General features: G+C 72.8%; 14 protein-coding genes. 8 read left to right on the top strand and 6 right to left on the bottom strand.

Going from position 1 to position 16773, the window contains the following annotated elements; all coding sequences use genetic code 11:
* Nucleotides 1–381 precede the first annotated feature (381 nt).
* On the top strand, nucleotides 382–2649 hold the full coding sequence (gene glgB, locus ACZ6K0_RS07170) for a 1,4-alpha-glucan branching enzyme (protein ID WP_469227599.1): 2268 nt from the start codon (nucleotides 382–384) through the stop codon (nucleotides 2647–2649).
* Here the strand turns inward: glgB and ACZ6K0_RS07165 are convergent.
* Both ACZ6K0_RS07165 and ACZ6K0_RS07160 read right to left on the bottom strand, forming a co-directional pair.
* Nucleotides 2636–4891, bottom strand: a complete 2256-nt coding sequence (locus tag ACZ6K0_RS07165) for a HelD family protein (RefSeq protein WP_469227600.1) — start codon at nucleotides 4889–4891, stop codon at nucleotides 2636–2638. The two genes, glgB and ACZ6K0_RS07165, sit on opposite strands and share 14 nt — an antisense overlap.
* A gap of 108 nt (nucleotides 4892–4999) precedes the next feature.
* Complete coding sequence (locus ACZ6K0_RS07160) at nucleotides 5000–5677, bottom strand: DUF4386 domain-containing protein (RefSeq protein ID WP_469227601.1); 678 nt, start codon at nucleotides 5675–5677, stop codon at nucleotides 5000–5002.
* A gap of 84 nt (nucleotides 5678–5761) precedes the next feature.
* Between ACZ6K0_RS07160 and ACZ6K0_RS07155 the strand changes: the two genes are divergently transcribed.
* Nucleotides 5762–6463 (top strand): TetR/AcrR family transcriptional regulator, encoded by a 702-nt coding sequence (locus ACZ6K0_RS07155; RefSeq protein WP_469227602.1) that lies wholly within the window; start codon nucleotides 5762–5764, stop codon nucleotides 6461–6463.
* Here ACZ6K0_RS07155 and ACZ6K0_RS07150 read toward each other — a convergent pair.
* The 3 genes from ACZ6K0_RS07150 to ACZ6K0_RS07140 all read right to left on the bottom strand — a co-directional run bounded on the left by ACZ6K0_RS07150 (nucleotide 6460) and on the right by ACZ6K0_RS07140 (nucleotide 7965).
* Nucleotides 6460–6801: a thioredoxin family protein gene (locus ACZ6K0_RS07150; RefSeq protein WP_376399856.1), complete on the bottom strand. Its 342-nt coding sequence runs from the start codon at nucleotides 6799–6801 to the stop codon at nucleotides 6460–6462. The genes ACZ6K0_RS07155 and ACZ6K0_RS07150 overlap by 4 nt on opposite strands.
* 5 nt (nucleotides 6802–6806) lie before the next feature.
* A complete protein-coding gene (locus ACZ6K0_RS07145; RefSeq protein WP_376399858.1) occupies nucleotides 6807–7241 on the bottom strand; it encodes a MerR family transcriptional regulator in 435 nt (144 codons plus the stop codon).
* A gap of 193 nt (nucleotides 7242–7434) precedes the next feature.
* On the bottom strand, nucleotides 7435–7965 hold the full coding sequence (locus tag ACZ6K0_RS07140) for an Lrp/AsnC family transcriptional regulator (protein WP_376399861.1): 531 nt from the start codon (nucleotides 7963–7965) through the stop codon (nucleotides 7435–7437).
* Nucleotides 7966–8032: 67 nt separating this feature from the next.
* Here ACZ6K0_RS07140 and ACZ6K0_RS07135 point away from each other — a divergent pair, with 67 nt between their 5' ends.
* From ACZ6K0_RS07135 to ACZ6K0_RS07120, 4 genes are all read left to right on the top strand, one after another.
* Complete coding sequence (locus ACZ6K0_RS07135; RefSeq protein ID WP_469227995.1) at nucleotides 8033–9025, top strand: NAD-dependent epimerase/dehydratase family protein; 993 nt, start codon at nucleotides 8033–8035, stop codon at nucleotides 9023–9025.
* On the top strand, nucleotides 9025–9906 hold the full coding sequence (locus tag ACZ6K0_RS07130) for an aldo/keto reductase (RefSeq protein ID WP_469227603.1): 882 nt from the start codon (nucleotides 9025–9027) through the stop codon (nucleotides 9904–9906). The genes ACZ6K0_RS07135 and ACZ6K0_RS07130 overlap by 1 nt, the downstream gene beginning before the upstream one ends.
* A gap of 125 nt (nucleotides 9907–10031) precedes the next feature.
* On the top strand, nucleotides 10032–11540 hold the full coding sequence (locus ACZ6K0_RS07125; protein ID WP_469227604.1) for a glycoside hydrolase family 16 protein: 1509 nt from the start codon (nucleotides 10032–10034) through the stop codon (nucleotides 11538–11540).
* Between the two features lie 14 nt (nucleotides 11541–11554).
* On the top strand, nucleotides 11555–12499 hold the full coding sequence (locus ACZ6K0_RS07120; RefSeq protein WP_469227605.1) for a DUF1996 domain-containing protein: 945 nt from the start codon (nucleotides 11555–11557) through the stop codon (nucleotides 12497–12499).
* A gap of 167 nt (nucleotides 12500–12666) precedes the next feature.
* Here the strand turns inward: ACZ6K0_RS07120 and ACZ6K0_RS07115 are convergent, their stop codons facing one another.
* Nucleotides 12667–14076 carry a cation:dicarboxylate symporter family transporter gene (locus tag ACZ6K0_RS07115; RefSeq protein WP_376399873.1) on the bottom strand — a complete coding sequence of 470 codons (1410 nt, stop codon included), beginning with the start codon at nucleotides 14074–14076 and terminating at the stop codon, nucleotides 12667–12669.
* Nucleotides 14077–14274: 198 nt separating this feature from the next.
* Here ACZ6K0_RS07115 and ACZ6K0_RS07110 point away from each other — a divergent pair, with 198 nt between their 5' ends.
* Together ACZ6K0_RS07110 and ACZ6K0_RS07105 are read left to right on the top strand one after the other, a co-directional pair.
* The gene (locus tag ACZ6K0_RS07110) at nucleotides 14275–15972 is read left to right on the top strand and encodes a sensor histidine kinase (RefSeq protein ID WP_469227606.1); all 1698 of its coding nucleotides are present in this window, start codon (nucleotides 14275–14277) and stop codon (nucleotides 15970–15972) included.
* Nucleotides 15969–16664 (top strand): response regulator, encoded by a 696-nt coding sequence (locus tag ACZ6K0_RS07105; RefSeq protein ID WP_376399879.1) that lies wholly within the window; start codon nucleotides 15969–15971, stop codon nucleotides 16662–16664. Before ACZ6K0_RS07110 ends, ACZ6K0_RS07105 begins: the two co-directional genes overlap by 4 nt.
* The last annotated feature ends 109 nt before the right edge of the window (nucleotides 16665–16773 follow it).

Genomic DNA, 16773 nt, shown 5'->3' with positions numbered 1-16773 from the left:
GCTGGGGCGGAACGGGTGGGCACAACGGGACGGCGCCCTGTCCGGGCGCGTCCGCTCCCTGTGCCCCCCGACGGGCGGGGCGCTGGACGGCGCGGGTCCTGGTGGTGCGGGTCGGTGCAGGGGGCGTAGGCGCCGCCAAGGGCGCCGTCCCGTGTGCCCACCCGTCCCGCCCCAGCGGGACGAATGCCCACACGGGGGGGGGCGGGGCGCCCTGCCCGCGCAGGGGGCGCCCAGACCCGTTCGGCCCAGCCGCAGGCGGGACCGTACCGCTCTCGCCTGCGGCGACCCTCACGCGCCCCGTTCGGCCGAGTGTCCCGCGCCCGCGGGATGCCGTTTCCTACCCCGTACCCCTGTTCCCCTCGCCCCTCAGGAGGCACCCCCGTGACCGCCCGATCCGCAGGCAAGACGTCCCGCGCAAGGAAGACGCCCGCACCGGACCGGACCGCCGTGCGGAAGGCGCCACCCCTCGGTCCGGGTGACCGGGGGCGGCTGCTCGCGGGCGAGCACCACGACCCGCACGGCGTGCTCGGCGCGCATCCGGTGCGCGGTGGCGTCGTGGTGCGTGTGCTGCGCCCGTGGGCGAAGGAGGTGGCCGTCCTCACCAAGGGGCGCCGCGTCGTGCTGCACGACGACGGCGACGGGCTCTTCTCCGGTCTGCTGCCCCTGCTGCGCAAGGTGCCCGCGTACGAGCTGCGGGTCCGGTACGAGGAGGGGGGCGAGGAGCTGGCCGTGGTCGACCCCTACCGGTTCCTGCCCTCCCTCGGCGAGCTCGACCTCCATCTCATCGGTGAGGGGCGGCACGAGGAGCTGTGGACGGCGCTCGGCTCCCACACCCTGGTCCACGAGGGCGTGGCCGGCACCCGCTTCGCCGTCTGGGCGCCGAACGCGCGGGGGGTCCGCGTCACCGGCGACTTCACGCACTGGGACGGCACCGCGCTGCCGATGCGTTCGCTCGGTTCGACGGGCGTGTGGGAGCTGTTCGTGCCGGGCGTCGGCGAGGGCGCCGTGTACAAGTACGACATCACCCGGCCGGACGGTTCGCACACCGTGCGCGCGGACCCCATGGCCCGCCGCACCGAGTGCCCGCCGAACACCGCGTCGATCGTCACCGCCTCGCACTACACCTGGGACGACGCCGAGTGGCTGGCGCGGCGCGGCACCCGCCCGCACCACGAGGCGCCGCTGTCCGTGTACGAGCTGCACCTGCCGTCGTGGCGGCCCGGGCTGACGTACCGGGAGCTGGCCGAGCAGCTGCCCGCCTACGTCCTCGACCTCGGCTTCACGCACGTCGAGTTCATGGCCGTCGCCGAGCACCCGTTCAGCGGCTCCTGGGGCTACCAGGTCACCGGCTTCTACGCGCCGACGTCCCGGATGGGCAGCCCCGACGACTTCAAGTACCTGGTCGACGCCCTGCACCGGGCGGGCATCGGCGTCCTCATGGACTGGGTCCCCGCGCACTTCCCGAAGGACGACTGGGCGCTCGCCGAGTTCGACGGGCGTCCGCTGTACGAGCACGAGGACCCGCGCCGCTCGCACCATCCCGACTGGGGGACCCTGGAGTTCGACTACGGCCGCAAGGAGGTGCGGAACTTCCTCGTCGCCAACGCCGTCTACTGGTGCCAGGAGTTCCACCTCGACGGGCTCCGGGTGGACGCGGTCGCCTCGATGCTCTACCTCGACTACTCGCGCGAGCACGGCGAGTGGCTGCCGAACGAGTTCGGCGGCCGGGAGAACCTGGACGCGGTGGCCTTCCTCCAGGAGATGAACGCCACGGTGTACCGGCGCTGCCCGGGGATCGTGACCTTCGCGGAGGAGTCCACCGCCTGGGACGGCGTGACGCGGGCGACCGACCAGGTGGGCCCCGGCGGCTTCGGCGGCCTGGGCTTCGGCATGAAGTGGAACATGGGCTGGATGCACGACTCGCTGGGCTACGCGGCGAAGGAGCCGGTGCACCGCAAGTACCACCACCACGAGATGACCTTCTCGATGGTGTACGCGTACAGCGAGAACTACATCCTGCCGATCTCCCACGACGAGGTCGTGCACGGCAAGCGGTCGCTGGTCTCGAAGATGCCGGGCGACTGGTGGCAGCAGCGGGCCAACCACCGGGCCTACCTGGGCTTCATGTGGGCCCACCCCGGCAAGCAACTCCTCTTCATGGGGCAGGAGTTCGCGCAGGGCGGGGAGTGGTCGGCGGAGCACGGGCCCGACTGGTGGCTGCTCGACCCGGCGTACGGGGCGGAGTCCGACCACCGGGGCGTGCGGGACCTGGTGCGGGACCTGAACACGGTGTACGCGGCGAACCCGTCGCTCTGGGAGCGGGACACCGTCCCGGACGGCTTCCAGTGGGTCGTCGGGGACGCCGCCGAGGACAACGTCTTCGCGTTCCTGCGCTTCGACGGCTTCGGCTCCCCGCTGCTCGCCGTCTGCAACTTCTCGCCGGTCGTCCGGCACGACTACCGGATCGGTGTGCCGGACACCTTCGCCGCCTGGGCGGAGGTCCTGAACACGGACGCCGCCCGGTACGGCGGCGGGGACGTGGTCGGCACCGACCCGGTGAAGACCGAGTCGGTGCCGTGGCACGGCCGTTCGGCGAGCGTGCGGATGACGCTGCCGCCGCTCGCGACGGTCTGGCTCAGGCCGGCGTGACCTCCCGCGTGGCGCTCCTGATCACGCCCAGGCGCTGGGTCGCCCGGGTCAGCGCCACGTACAGGTCGTTGATCCCGTGCGGGGCGCCGGCGACGATGCCCTCCGGGTCGACGACCAGGACCGTGTCGAACTCCAGGCCCTTCGCCTGCCGGGGGTCGAGGAGGACCACCGGCAGGGTGAGGTCCGGGGCGGCTCCGTGGGCGGCGTCCGGCAGGGCGGCGACCAGGCCGGGGAGCAGGTGGTCCGGGGCGATCACCGCGAGCCGGCCCTCCGTCCGCAGCTCGGCGGCGACCGCGTCGGCGGCCTCCTTCACCGGGTCGTCGACGGTCCGGTCCCAGGGCGCCACGCCGGTGGAGCGGACGGAGCGGGGCGGTTCGAAGCCGGGGTCGGCGGCCCGCCGCACCTCGGCGGCGACCTCCATGATCTCGGCGGGCGTGCGGTAGTTGACCCCGAGGCGGACGTGCTCCCAGCGGTCCTGCACGTACGGGGAGAGGATCCGCTCCCAGGCGCCGACGCCGGCCGGGTCGCCGGTCTGGGCGGGGTCGCCGACCAGGGTCATGGAGCGGGTCGGGCTGCGGCGCATGAGGAGCCGCCAGGCCATCGCGGAGAGCTCCTGGGCCTCGTCCACGATGATGTGGCCGAACGCCCAGGTGCGGTCGGCGGCGGCCCGTTCGGCGGCGGTGCGGTGGTCGGCCTCCTCGTGCCGCTCGGCGAACCGCTCGGCGTCGATGATGTCGTGGGCGGAGAGCACCTCGGAGGCGTCCTCGTCCAGCTCCTCCTTGTCCTCGAACTCGTAGGTGCGCGAGGCGTACGAGACGTCGAGGACGCCCTGCGCGTACTGGATCTGGCGCTGCCGCTCCGCCTCCTGGGCGGCGCGGGCGGCCGAGTCGTCCTCGCCGAGGAGCTCGGCGGCCTCGTCGAGGAGCGGCACGTCGGCGGGGGTCCAGTCACCCGTCTCGCGCCGGATCGCCGCGGCGTCCGCGTCGTCGAGGTGGGTGGGCTCGACGAGGTAGTCGGCCAGGAACTCCTGGGGCGTGAGGGACGGCCAGAGGGTGTCGACGGCGGCGTGCACGTCGGGGTTGGCGGCGATGCCCTTGGCGAGCAGCGCGCGGTCGTCGGGGCCGAGGAAGTTGGGGCCGCCGTAGGGGTCGGCGCCGATGCGGTCGGCGAGCTGCTCGGCGAGCGAGTCCAGGATCCGGAAGACGAAGTAGGGGCGGGCGAGGTTGTGCGGGAGGACGGTCTCGCGGGCCTTGTGGCGGGCCTCCAGGGCCATGTCCCAGTCGATGACCAGGTCCCCGTCCTCGTGCGGGACGACGAGGGGCGCGCCGCGCTCGGGGACCTGCTGGCGGTCCCGTACGGCCGCGGCGAGCGCCTCGGCCATGGCGGCGGAGCCCTTGACGGCGGCGGCGCGGGGGGTGTCGGTGCCGGTGGCGCGGACGCCGGGGAAGAGTTCGGCGGGGGTGGCGAGCAGGACGCCGGTCTCGCCGAGGGACGGCAGGACGTTCCCGATGTAGCCGAGGAAGGCGGGGTTGGGGCCGACGATGAGCACGGCCCGCTTGGCGAGCTGCTCGCGGTGGGCGTAGAGGAGGTACGCGGCCCGGTGCAGGGCGACGGCTGTCTTGCCGGTGCCGGGGCCGCCCTCGACGACGAGGACGCCCTGGTGCGGGGAGCGGATGATGCCGTCCTGCTCGGCCTGGATGGTCTGCACGATGTCGTGCATGCGGCCGGTGCGGGCGGCGTCGAGCGCGGCGAGCAGCACCTCGTCGGCGTCGCGGCTCTCGTGGCCGGTGCGGGTGGCGTCGCCGAGGTCGAGGACCTCGTCGTGGAGGGCGGTGACCTCGCGGCCCCGGGTGGTGATGTGCCGTCGGCGGGAGAGGCCCATGGGCTCGTACCCGGTGGCGAGGTAGAAGGGTCGGGCGATCTCGGCGCGCCAGTCGACGACGAGGGGCGTGCGGTTCGGGTCGTCCCTGCGGATGCCCAGCCGCCCGATGTGGTGGTCGCGGCCGTCGCGGAAGACGAGCCGGCCGAAGCAGAGGCCGCTCTCCCCCGCGTCGAAGGCGGCGAGCAGCCCGGACTGTTCGGCGACGGTCACGTCCCGTTCGAGACGGCCCTGGTTGCTGCCGACCCCGGGGGTGCGCAGGGCCTGGGCGACGGCGGCCTCGGCACGGTCCCTCAGGTCGTCGAGGCGTGCGTACAGATCGGTGATGAATTGCTGCTCATTCCGAAATTCCTCGGTTGACAATTCGACTCCCGGCGCGATACAGTGCGTTTATTGAACGTCTCCGTGCCTTTTGTTTTTCTGGACACGGAATCCATTAATATACGCGATGCAATACCCCGACTGTCAATTCTAGTCGGGGTATTTCTGTGTCACCCGGAATCCACGGGCGAGGAGCCGGACGGCGAGGGTCACCTCCCAGGCGAAGACCGGGAGGGCCGCGAGAGTTCCCGGGGCGGACACCTGCTCGTAGAGACCGAAGAGCACGGCGACCGCCGAGGCGCAGATGAGCCCGCCGCCCACCAGGCCGAGCAGGGCGATCCACCGCGGCGCGAGTCCCGTGCGGAGCATCACGTACGCCAGGACCAGGGTGTTCGCCCCGAGGACGACGTTGGGGCCGAGCAGGAACGCCCAGTCGTGCACCGCGACCAGCGCGCTCGCCGCCACCTCGCCGGCCTGGCCCGCACCGCCGGCCAGGTCCTGCCGCAGGGTCACCACCGCGAGGACGGCGACGATGCCGACGGCGATCACGGCCGCTTCGAGCAGCCGGCCGCACACATAGCCGACCGCCAGGGCCTCGTGGCGACGCCTGATGACGGGATACAGCGCGACCCCCGTGCCGATCACGGCGACGAGCAGCACCATCTCGCACAGCGCCCCGGCCCGGACGCGGGCGTCCGTGCCCGGTCCGACGACATGGGCGGCGCCGTCGAGCACGGGGCCGTACAGCGCGAGTCCCGCCACCGCCGCGACCTCGGTGACCAGGAACAGCGCCCCGGTCACCACCGCGGTCCTTCGTGTCGCGTCCACGAGTCTCCCCTTCCCCTCCAGGGGTGTACGGCGTACACCTGCCTGTCGGAGGACACGGTAGGTGTACGGCGTACACTCGTCAACATGACTCAGCACCGCGGAGCGGCCGATCGCGCCCCCCTGAGCAGGCAGCGGATCCTGCGCGCCGCCGTCGCGCTGGCCGACGGGACCGGGGCCGAGGCGTTCAGCATGCGCCGCCTCGCCCAGGAGCTCGGCGTGGTCCCGATGGCGCTCTACAAGCACGTGGCCAACAAGGACGAGCTGCTCGACGGCATGGTGGACGTCGTCGTCGGCGACATCGCCCCGCCGGTCCCCGGAGCGCCCTGGAAGCCGGCCGTACGGCAGCAGATCCTCGCCGCCCGGCAGGTCCTGCTGCGCCACCGCTGGGCCGCTTCCGTCATCGAGTCGCGCCCCGGGCCGACGCCCGCCGTCCTCGCCCACCTCGACTCGGTGATCGGCACGTTCCGGGACGGCGGTCTCTCCGCGGACCTCACGCACCACGCGATGCACGCGCTGGGCACCCGACTGCTGGGCTTCTCCCCCGAGCTGTTCGCCACCGGCGGCGGGGCGGAGGACGCGTCCGGCGTGTCTGACGAGGCCGCCGCGCAGGCGGCCGCGGCCTATCCCCGGGTCGCGGAGATCGCCGCGGCCGCCGCCCACGACGCGGGCTCGACCGTCGGCGGAGGCTGCGACGACCAGTTCGAGTTCACGTTCGCCCTCGACCTCCTCCTGGACGGGATCGAACGCCTCCACGAGCAGGGCTGGACCTCCGCCCGACAGGTCTAGGGGGCCAGGACGTCCTCCAGCTCCGCCAGGAGGCGGCGCTTCGGGCGGGCCCCGACGATCGACTTCACCGGCTCGCCCGCCCGGAAGACCATGAGCGTCGGGGTCGCGAGGACCCCGTACTTCACCGTGGTCTCCGGGTTCCGGTCGACGTCGATCTCGACGATCCGCAGCCGCGCCGCCTCCTCCGCGGCGATCGCGCCGAGCACCGGCTTCAGCTGCCGGCACGGTCCGCACCACTCCGCGGTGAACTTCACCAGGACCGGCAGCTCGGCCTCCAGCACCTCCGTGCCGAAGTCCGCGTCCGTGACCTCGGCCACGCCCTCCGTGTACGTCGTCATCTCCGTCACCCCTCCGTCTCCGGGGCCGCGTCCGTGTCCGCGTCCCACTCCGTGCCGAGCTCGCACCGGGGTTCCGGGCCGTGCGGCAGTTCCGCCTCGGCCCGCAGCAGCTGGGCGCCCACCTGGGCGCGTACCGCCTGGAGCTGTTCGATCAGGCCGTCCAGTTCGGCGACCTTCCGCCGGTAGACGGCGATCGACGCGGGGCAGGCGTCACCCGTCGGGTGCCCCTCGCGCAGGCAGTCGACGAACGGCCGCGTCTCCTCCAGCTCGAACCCGAAGTCCTGCAAGGTCCTGATCTGCTGGAGGAGCCGCAGGTCGTCCTCGTCGTACGTGCGGTAGCCCTGTTCCGTGCGCCGCGCGGTCAGGAGGCCCCGGGACTCGTAGTACCGCAGAGTCCGCGTGGTGGTTCCCGCCCGCTCGGCCAGCTCTCCGATGCGCATGTCCCCGAACGTAAGCCTTGACGCCGACGTCAAGGCAAGCAGGGAGCGAAGGGGAGGTTCATTGACGATCTGTGAAGGGGAGTGGAGAGGCAAAGCCGTCCCTGTTGTCCTCTTGCCTCCATGCCTCCGCTTTCCAGCGCGGACCGGCACGCGACGCGAGTTCCCTCATCTCAGCCGCGCGGCCGCGGGGCTGTCAAGCGCGCTGCCCGCCGGGCGGCAGCAGTGGCTTCCGCTCCACCGGCGAGGACAGGACGACCGAGGTCGTGGTCCGGCCGAGCGCCGAGGTCTGTTCCAGGACGTCTTCCAGGTGGACGGTGTCGGTGACGGCGACCTTGAGGATCCAGCAGTCCTCGCCCACCACGTGGTGGACCTCCAGGACCTCGGGGCGCGCGGTCAGTTCCAGGGTCCGCGGGTGCTTCAGGGTGTAGCCGCCGTGCGGATTCACCCGGATGAAGGCCTGGATGCCGTAGCCGAGCCGGGCCGGGGAGACATGGGCGCCGTAGCCGGTGACCGCCCCGCTCGCCTCCAGGCGGCGGACCCGTTCGGTGACGGCCGCGGGACTGAGCCGGACGCGGCGCCCGAGCTCGCTGAGCTTGATCCGGCCGTCGGTCTGCAGCAGGTCCAGGATCTGCCGGTCGATGGCGTCGAAAGCGGCTGCCGAGGAATCGTCGGCGGCGGGGCGCGAAGGCCGAGGTTCCTTCGGTGCGGCGGCCGGAAATCCCATGAATACCCCTTCAGACGGCGAGCGCACAACGTAACACTTGTCGTGCGACACAAGGGAGTTGGGAATGATGGACATTCTGGTCATCGGCGGGAATCGCTATTTCGGAAAGCGGCTCATCGCCCTGCTGAGGGAATCCGGACACCGGATCACCGTGCTCAATCGGGGCTCTTCCGCCGCCCCCGAGGGAATGGAACAGCTCGTGGCGGACCGCGACGACGAGGCCGCCCTGGAATCCGTTCTGGCGGGCCGTTCCTTCGATGTCGTCGTGGACCAGGTCTGCTACACCCCGCGCCAGGCGGAGATCGCCCGGCGGGTGTTCCGGGAGCGCACCCGGCGCTATGTGATGACGTCGACGGTGGAGGTGTACGAGTACGAGGACTCCGCCGCGGGCGTGCCCGTCGCCGAGTCCGCCCTCGACCTGGCGGGGGTGACCGTCGACACGGGCCTGGCCTGGGAGGACCCGGAGTTCCGCGAGGCGCACTACGGGGAGGGGAAGCGGCAGGCGGAGGCGGTGTTCGCGGCCGGGTCGCCGTTCGCCTGGACGTCGGTGCGGGTCGCCCACGTGCTGGGCGGCGCGGACGACTTCACGGGCCGGCTCGACCACTACGCGCGGCGCATCCGGGCCGGCGAACCGATCGCCGTCCCCGTGGTGAACCGCCCGGCGACCTATGTGTACGTGGAGGAGATCGCCGCGTTCCTCGCCTGGGCGGTCGAGGCGGAATTCACCGGCCCGGTCAACGCGCATTCCCACGGTCCGCTCACCACGGCCGACATCTGCGCGGAGATCGAGAGGCAGGTGGGCGGCCGGACGGTGTTCCGGGAGGTGGAGGTCGGCGAGGTATCGCCGTTCTCGTTCGCCCGCGCGTACGGGATGGACAACTCCCGTGCTCTCGCTCTCGGTTATTCCTTCCGGCATTCGGCCGAGTGGCTTTCGCTCGCGGTGTCCGAGACGGTCGGCGCGAGGGACGCCGGGGCGACGGGCTCCGGGGCGACGAGTTCCGGAGCGACGGACTCCGGGGCGACGGACATCGGGGCGACGAACATCGAGGCGACGGGCTGATGCGTACGAGAACGCTGGGGGACGTACGGGTCGGGGCGGTCGGCTTCGGCACGATGCCGCTCTCGATCGAGGGCCGCCCCGACGAGGCCCGGGCCGTGGCGACCGTGCACGCGGCCCTGGACGCGGGCGTGACGCTCCTCGACACCGCCGACTCCTACCACCCGCCGGGCGGTGCGCCCGGCGAGGGCGAGCTGCTCGTGGCGCGGGCCCTGGCCTCGTACGGAGGTGGCACGGACGGCGTCCTCGTGGCGACGAAGGGCGGGCGCGGCCGGACGGCGGACGGCGGCTGGACCGTGGACGGGCGGCCCGCGCACCTGCGGCGGGCGGCGGAGGACTCGGCCCGGCGGCTCGGCGGGACGCCGATCGGCCTGTACCAGCTGCACAAGCCGGACCCGGCCGTCCCGTACGCCGAATCACTGGGCGCGATACGGGAGTTGCTCGACGCGGGTACGGTCCGGCTGGCCGGGATCTCGAACGTGGACGGGGAGCGGATCCTGCTGGCCCGCGAGATCCTGGGCGACCGGCTGGTCTCCGTACAGAACCGCTACTCGCCTGCGGTCCGGGAGAGCGAGGCGGAGCTGCGGCTCTGCGCGGAGCTCGGGATCGCGTTCATGCCCTGGAGTCCGCTGGGCGGGATCTCGCGCAGCTCGCTCGACGGGACGTCCGCCCTGGAGGAGGACCCGGAGTTCGGGGGGTTCCACCGGGTGGCGCGGGAGCGGGGGGTCAGTCCGCAGCGGGTGGCGCTCGCGTGGCTGCTCAGCCGGTCGGAGACGGTGCTGCCGATCCCGGGGGCGAGCCGTCCGGAGACGGTACGGGACTCGGCGGCGGCGGCCGAACTCGCCCTCTCTCCCGAGGAGTTGTCCCGACTGGTCGTTCAGTAACCGAAGGCACCGGACCCATTGACGGGGCCGGTGTCTCCAACTACAAAAGCTTCCTGAGAGCGCTCTGAGAGCGCTCTCAGATCCTGTGCACACCCCGCGTACCGTCCCCCCCGGAGGTGTTCCCCTTGCGTTCCCCGAGCCGCGCCAGACGCACATCCCGCACCCCTCTGCTCGCCTCGCTCCTCGCCGGCGCCCTCGCCGCCGGCGCCCTTCTCGGCCTGGGCGGAGCGGGCAGCGCCAACGGCGCCGTCCCGCCCGCCCCCGGCTGGTCGCTCCAGTGGAGCGACGACTTCAACGGCCCCGACCGCGCCCTGCCGAACGGCGCCGACTGGCAGATCGACACCGGCCACGCCTACCCCGGCGGGCCCGGCAACTGGGGCACCGGAGAGATCCAGAACTACACCGCGAGCCCCGACAACCTGCGCCTCGACGGCACCGGCAACCTGCGGATCACCCCGCTCCGGGACGGCGCCGGAAACTGGACCTCCGGCCGGATCGAGACCCGGCGCGCCGACTTCAAGGCCCCCGCGGGCGGCACCCTGCGCATCGAGGGCCGCATCCAGATGCCGAACGTCACGGGTGACGCGGCCCTCGGCTACTGGCCCGCGTTCTGGGCGCTCGGCTCGCCGTACCGGGGCAACTACTGGAACTGGCCCGCCATCGGCGAGTTCGACATCATGGAGAACGTCAACGGCCTCAACTCCGCCTGGGGCGTGCTGCACTGCGGCGTCAACCCGGGCGGCCCCTGCGGCGAGACGACGGGCATCGGCGCCAGCCGCGCCTGCCCCGGCGCGAGCTGCCAGTCGGCCTTCCACACGTACCGCTTCGAGTGGGACCGCTCGACCTCCCCGAACGAGCTGCGCTGGTACGTGGACGACCAGCTCTTCCACAGCGTGAACGAGGCCAGGGTCGGCGCGCAGACCTGGGCCGACATGACCGGCCACGCCGGGTACTTCCTGCTGCTCAACGTGGCGATGGGCGGGGCGTTCCCGGACGCGCTCGCGGGGAAGACCCCGACCGCCGCGACCGTTCCCGGGCGGCCGATGGTGGTCGACTACGTGGCGGTGTGGACGAAGGGCGGCGGCTCGACGACACCGCCGACCACCCCGCCCACGACCCCGCCGACCACTCCGCCCACGACGCCGCCGACCACTCCCCCGCCGTCCGGCTCCGCGCAGCTGTACCTGCGCGCGGGCGGCGGCGCCGGGGACGCGACCACGGCTTCGACGGTCGCGCTCGCCTCGGCGGGCGGCGCCAACCACGACGGGACCCCGGCCGACCCCCAGGTCTTCACCTCGGGGCCGGTCACCCGGACGTACAACGGCGGCGCGACCCAGTTCGACCTGTTCGTGGACGCCGGCACGGCCGTCGCCAACGGGCAGCAGGTTCGGGTCAGTTACGACCGCACCGGCGACGGGAGCTGGGAACGGACGGAGACGTACCAGTACTTCGCGACCGATCCCGTACCGGGCTACGAGCACTACACCCAGGCGCGCGGTCTCCGGTCCGCCACCGGCAGCCACGGCAACCTGGTGAACGGCAAGGTCCGCGTCGAGGTGTGGAACGCCATCGGGAACGGGCCGAGCACGCTCGGCATCGGCAACCAGTCCGTCGTCCGCATCCCCTTCGGCTGAGCGGGGGCGACGGGATGAATCTGATCCGCAGGCTGCTCGCGGGCGCGGGCGCCGTCCTGGTCCTGGCCACCGCCGGCTGCACGACCGCCCGGCCTGACCACACCTCGGACCGCTCCTCGGGCCACGCGGCCCACCAGTACACGTACACGAAGCCCCAGCAGGCGGCGATCGTCGCCCAGGCCGCGGCGCCCGTCCGCGGCTCGGAGTTCCGCGCGGACTGCTTCTCCAGCCACCGCCGGGGCGACGACCCGATCGTCTTCCCCGGGCAGGCGGGCCGCTCGCACATCCACGAGTTCTACGGGAACAGGACGGCGAACGCCTCCTCGACGCTCCAGTCGCTGGCGGCCGGGACCACCAACTGCAGCCCGCAGACGGACCTCTCCTCCTACTGGACCCCGACCCTCTACCAGAACGGCGTGCCCGTCGCCCCCGAGCGCGTCACCGTCTACTACCAGGGCATCACCGACCCCACCCGCGCCGTCGCGCACCCGCGCGGACTGCGCTACGTCGTCGGCAACGCCCTGGCCACCGGACCCGAGCAGAACCCGGCCGCGCGCTGGTCCTGCGTGGGCCGAACCGAGTCCGGGCGGGACTTCCTGAACTGCCCGCCGGGCACCAAACTGGAGAACTACCTGGACTTCCCGACCTGTTGGGACGGGAAGAACCTGGACAGCCCCAACCACCGCGACCACATGGCGTACGCGGCGGGGCCGACCTGCCCGGCCAGTCACCCCGTCCCGGTGCCGCGCCTGGAACTGCTGATCACCTGGCCGGTGAACGGCGGAGGACTGAGCCTGGCGGGCACCCGGAACGGGACCAACGTGACCGACGCACCCGGCTACACCTTCCACGGCGACTTCTTCAACGCCTGGGACGAGGGCGAGCTGAGGCGCCGGGTCGCCGACTGCGTCAACGCGGGCTACGTCTGCGGCACGGACGGACACCCGATCCAGCAGTAGCGGGGCCGGGTCCGGGGCCACGAGGAGGACGGTCCCGGGACCGACAGCACGAGAAGGACGGTCCCGGGGCCGACAGCACGAGAAGGACGGTACCGGCCGCGGCGGCGGCCGGTACCGTCCTTCTCCCGGGGCCCGGATCCGGCTCAAGGCCCGGGACCCGGGGCTCGTCAGACGCCCGCGCGGGCCTTCTCCTCGCCCTCCTCGGTCCGCTGGTCGGGGACCGGAGCGGGGGCGTGGTCGTCGACGAGGGTCTTCTCGTCGAAGGGAATGTGCCCGGCGAGGACCTCCGCCACCCTCGCCTTGTCGATCTCCTTCGTCCAGGTGCCGACGAGGACGGTCGCGACGGCGTTGCCCGCGAAGTTGGTGAGGGCGCGGGCCTCGCTCATGAAGCGGTCGATGCCGACGATCAGGCCCACCCCGTCGACCAGTTCGGGCCGGTGGGACTGGAGGCCGCCCGCGAGGGTCGCGAGGCCGGCGCCGGTGACGCCCGCCGCGCCCTTCGAGGCGATGATCATGAAGACGAGGAGCGAGACCTGCTCGCCGAGCGAGAGCGGGTCGCCCATCGCCTCGGCGACGAAGAGCGAGGCCATCGTGAGGTAGATCGCGGTGCCGTCGAGGTTGAAGGAGTAGCCCGTCGGGACGGTGATGCCGACGACCGGCTTGCTGACGCCCAGGTGCTCCATCTTCGCGATGAGCCGCGGCAGCGCGGACTCCGAGGAGGAGGTGGAGAGGATCAGCAGGAACTCGCGGCCCAGGTACCTCAGCAGCGTCCAGATGTTGATCCCGGCGACCAGGCGCAGGATCGTGCCGAGCACGACGAAGACGAAGAGTCCGCAGGTCAGATAGAAGCCGATCATGATGACGGCGAGGGACTTCAGGGCGTCGACGCCGGTCGCGCCGACGACGGCGGCGATCGCGCCGAACGCGCCGATCGGGGCGACCCACATGATCATGGCGAGGATGCGGAAGACGAGCCGCTGGATGTGGCCGATCCCGCGCAGCACCGGCTCCCCGGCGGCGCCCATCGCCTGGAGCGCGAAGCCCGCGAGCAGGGCGACGAGGAGCGTCTGGAGGACCTCGCCCTCGGTGAAGGCGGAGACGAGGGTGGTGGGGATGATCCCGAGCAGGAAGTCCGGTGTGGACTCGCTCGCGCCCTCGGCCTGCTTGGCGCCGGCCTCGGCGATCTCCTTGGTGAGGTGGAGGCCGGAACCGGGCTCCAGGAGGTTGCCGACGAGCAGGCCGATCGCGAGTGCGACGGTCGACATCACGAGGAAGTAGCCGAGGGCGAGTCCGCCGACGGCGCCGACCTTCGCGGCCTTCCGGACCGATCCGACGCCGAGGACGATCGTGCAGAAGATGATCGGCGAGATCATCATCTTGATCAGATTGACGAAGCCGGTGCCCAGGGGCTTGAGCTCGACGGCGACGCCCGGCGCCAGGAAGCCGACCGCGATGCCGAGCAGTACGGCGCCGATGACGGCCAGATACAGATAGTGGGTACGGTCCCGTCGTGCGGCCACGGGGTCCTCCTCGCGCTGATGGGTGTCCACGTCCCGGTGGACTCCGCGACTATCCATCAGCCTGTGACCGGGGTCACGGTTGCGTACGTTTCGTTCACGACCGAAGCGTCTGACGGGGGTCGACGGGGGGTTGTGGGCCGCCTGCCCGGGGCCCACGGAAGAGGCGGAAGAGGACGGGCGGAAGCGAACGAGCGGAAGAGAACGATTCGGGAACGCAATGCCTTGGCGCAAATTCCGCCGTGCACACTTACCCGCATGCGTTTCCCCCGTACCCGCCCCCGCAGCCTGGCCGGTCAGCTCTTCGCGATGCAGGTCGTGCTCGTGGCCGTCGTCGTGGCGGGCTGCGCGGTCTTCGCGTACGTCACGGACCGGGCCCAGGCCGAGGAGACCGCGCGCCGCCAGTCGACGGCGACCGCCGCGGCCGTCGCCGACTCCCCCTCCGTGGTCGCCGCGGCCCGCTCGGCCGACCCGTCGGCGGTGCTCCAGCCGTACACGGAGGCGCTGCGCCGGCACGCGGACGTCGCCTTCGTGGTGATCATGGCGCCCGACGGGACCCGCTGGACGCATCCGGAGCCGGCCCAGATCGGCCGGACGTACCTCGGTCACATCGAGGAGGCCCTGCGGGGGCGGACCTTCTCCGAGACGCACCTGGGGATCCTCGGCCCCTCCGTACGGACCGTGGCGCCCGTCTACGACGACGGCCGGATCGTCGCCCTCGTCAGCGCGGGCATCACGATCGAGAGGATCAGCGAGCAGGTACGGGAGCAGGTCACCGCCCTGCTCTTCATGGCGGGCGCGGCACTCGCGCTCGGCGGCGCGGGGACGTATGTCGTCAACGCCCGGCTGCGCCGCCACACGCACGGCATGAACGCGGCGGAGCTGAGCCGGATGCACGACTACCACGAGGCCGCGCTGCACGCCGTGCGCGAAGGGCTCGTGATGCTCGACGGGCGGCGGCGGATCGCCCTCATCAACGACGGGGCACGGGAGTTGCTCGGCCTGGACGAAGGGGTCGTCGGCCGCCCGGCCGCCGAACTCGGCCTGCCCGCACCGCTGACGGGCGCGCTGCTCTCCTCCGAGCCGCGGGTGGACGAGACCCATCTGACGGCCGACCGGGTGCTCGTGGTCAGCACCCGCCCGGTGGTGGGCGGGGAGCGGCGCGGCACCGTCGTCACGCTCCGGGACCGTACGGAACTCCAGTCGCTGGCCGGGGAGTTGGACTCCGAGCGCGGGTTCACCGAGGCGCTGCGCTCGCAGGCCCACGAGGCGGCGAACCGGCTGCACACCGTCGTCTCGCTCATCGAACTGGGCCGGGTGGCCGAGGCGGTGGAGTTCGCGACGGCGGAGCTGGAGCTCGCGCAGGCGCTCACCGACCGGGTCGTCGACGCGGTCGGCGAACCGGTCCTCGCGGCGCTGCTGCTCGGCAAGGCGGCACAGGCCAACGAGCGGGGCGTGGAGCTGGTGCTGACCGAGGACAGCCGGATCGACGACGGCCGGGTGCCGGCGGCCCTGCCCTCCCGTGACCTGGTCACGATCCTGGGCAACCTCATCGACAACGCCGTGGAGGCGGTGGGCGGGACCCCGCACGCGCGGGTGAGGGTCACGGTCGCGGCCCGGGCGGGCGACGGCGAGCTGCTGCTGCGGGTCGGGGACAGCGGCCCCGGCGTCCGCCCGGCCGACCGGGACGCGGTCCTGGGCCGCGGCTGGTCGACCCGGGGTCCGGGCCGCGGCCTCGGCCTGGCCCTGGTGGGCCAGGCGGTCTCCCGCGCCGCCGGCACCCTGGAGCTGGCGGACGCGCCGGAGGGCGGCGCGGAGTTCACCGTACGACTGCCGCTGCCGCGGGACGGCGGGCCCGGGGCGGCGGGTGCCGCCCCCGCGCCGAGTGCCGCCCCCGCGCCGGGTCGTCCGGCGGCGCCCGGCACCACTCCCACCGGATCCGAGGTGACCCCGTGAGCACGCACCCCCTCCGTGTCCTCGTCGTCGAGGACGACCCCGTCGCCGCCGACGCCCACGCGCTGTACGCCGGGCGGGTCGAGGGCTTCACCGTCGTCGGGGTCGCCCACTCCCGGGCCGCCGCCGTGCGGCTGCTCGACCGGACGCCGGTCGATCTGATCCTGCTCGACCTCTACCTGCCCGACGGCCACGGCCTCCAGCTGCTGCGCGCGCTCCGCGCCGCCGGGCACTCCGCCGACGTGATCGCCGTGACCTCCGCCCGCGACCTGGCGGTCGTCCGCGAGGGCGTGTCCCTCGGCGTCGTCCAGTACGTCCTGAAGCCCTTCGCCTTCGCCACGCTCCGGGACCGCCTCGCGCGGTACGCGGAGTTCCGGGCGTCCGCCGGGGAGGCATCCGGGCAGGACGAGGTGGACCGGGCGCTCGCCACGCTCCGGGCCCCGCACCCCGCCACGCTGCCGAAGGGACTCAGCGCCCCGACCCTGGAGGCCGTCACCCGTACCCTCCGGGACACCCCGGCCGGGGTCACCGCCGCCGAGGCCGGCGCGGCGGTCGGCATCTCCCGGATCACCGCCCGCCGCTATCTGGAGCACCTCGTGACCGAGGGCCGGGCCGTGCGCGCCCCGCAGTACGGGCAGATCGGGCGGCCCGAGCTCCAGTACCGCTGGCTCGACGGCCGGGCCCGCGGCCACTAAGGTGCGGGGGCTGATGTGCGGGGCCTGATGTGCGGGGGCTGATGTGCGGGGTCTGACCTGCGGTTTCCGTTCCGCGGCTCGGCCTGCGGTTACCGATCGGTTCCCATGT

The sequence above is a fragment of the Streptomyces sp. NPDC042346 genome (genome assembly GCF_055581845.1).
The sequence above is the reverse complement of the archived record's forward strand: the minus strand, read 5'-3'. Positions and strand labels throughout refer to the sequence as shown.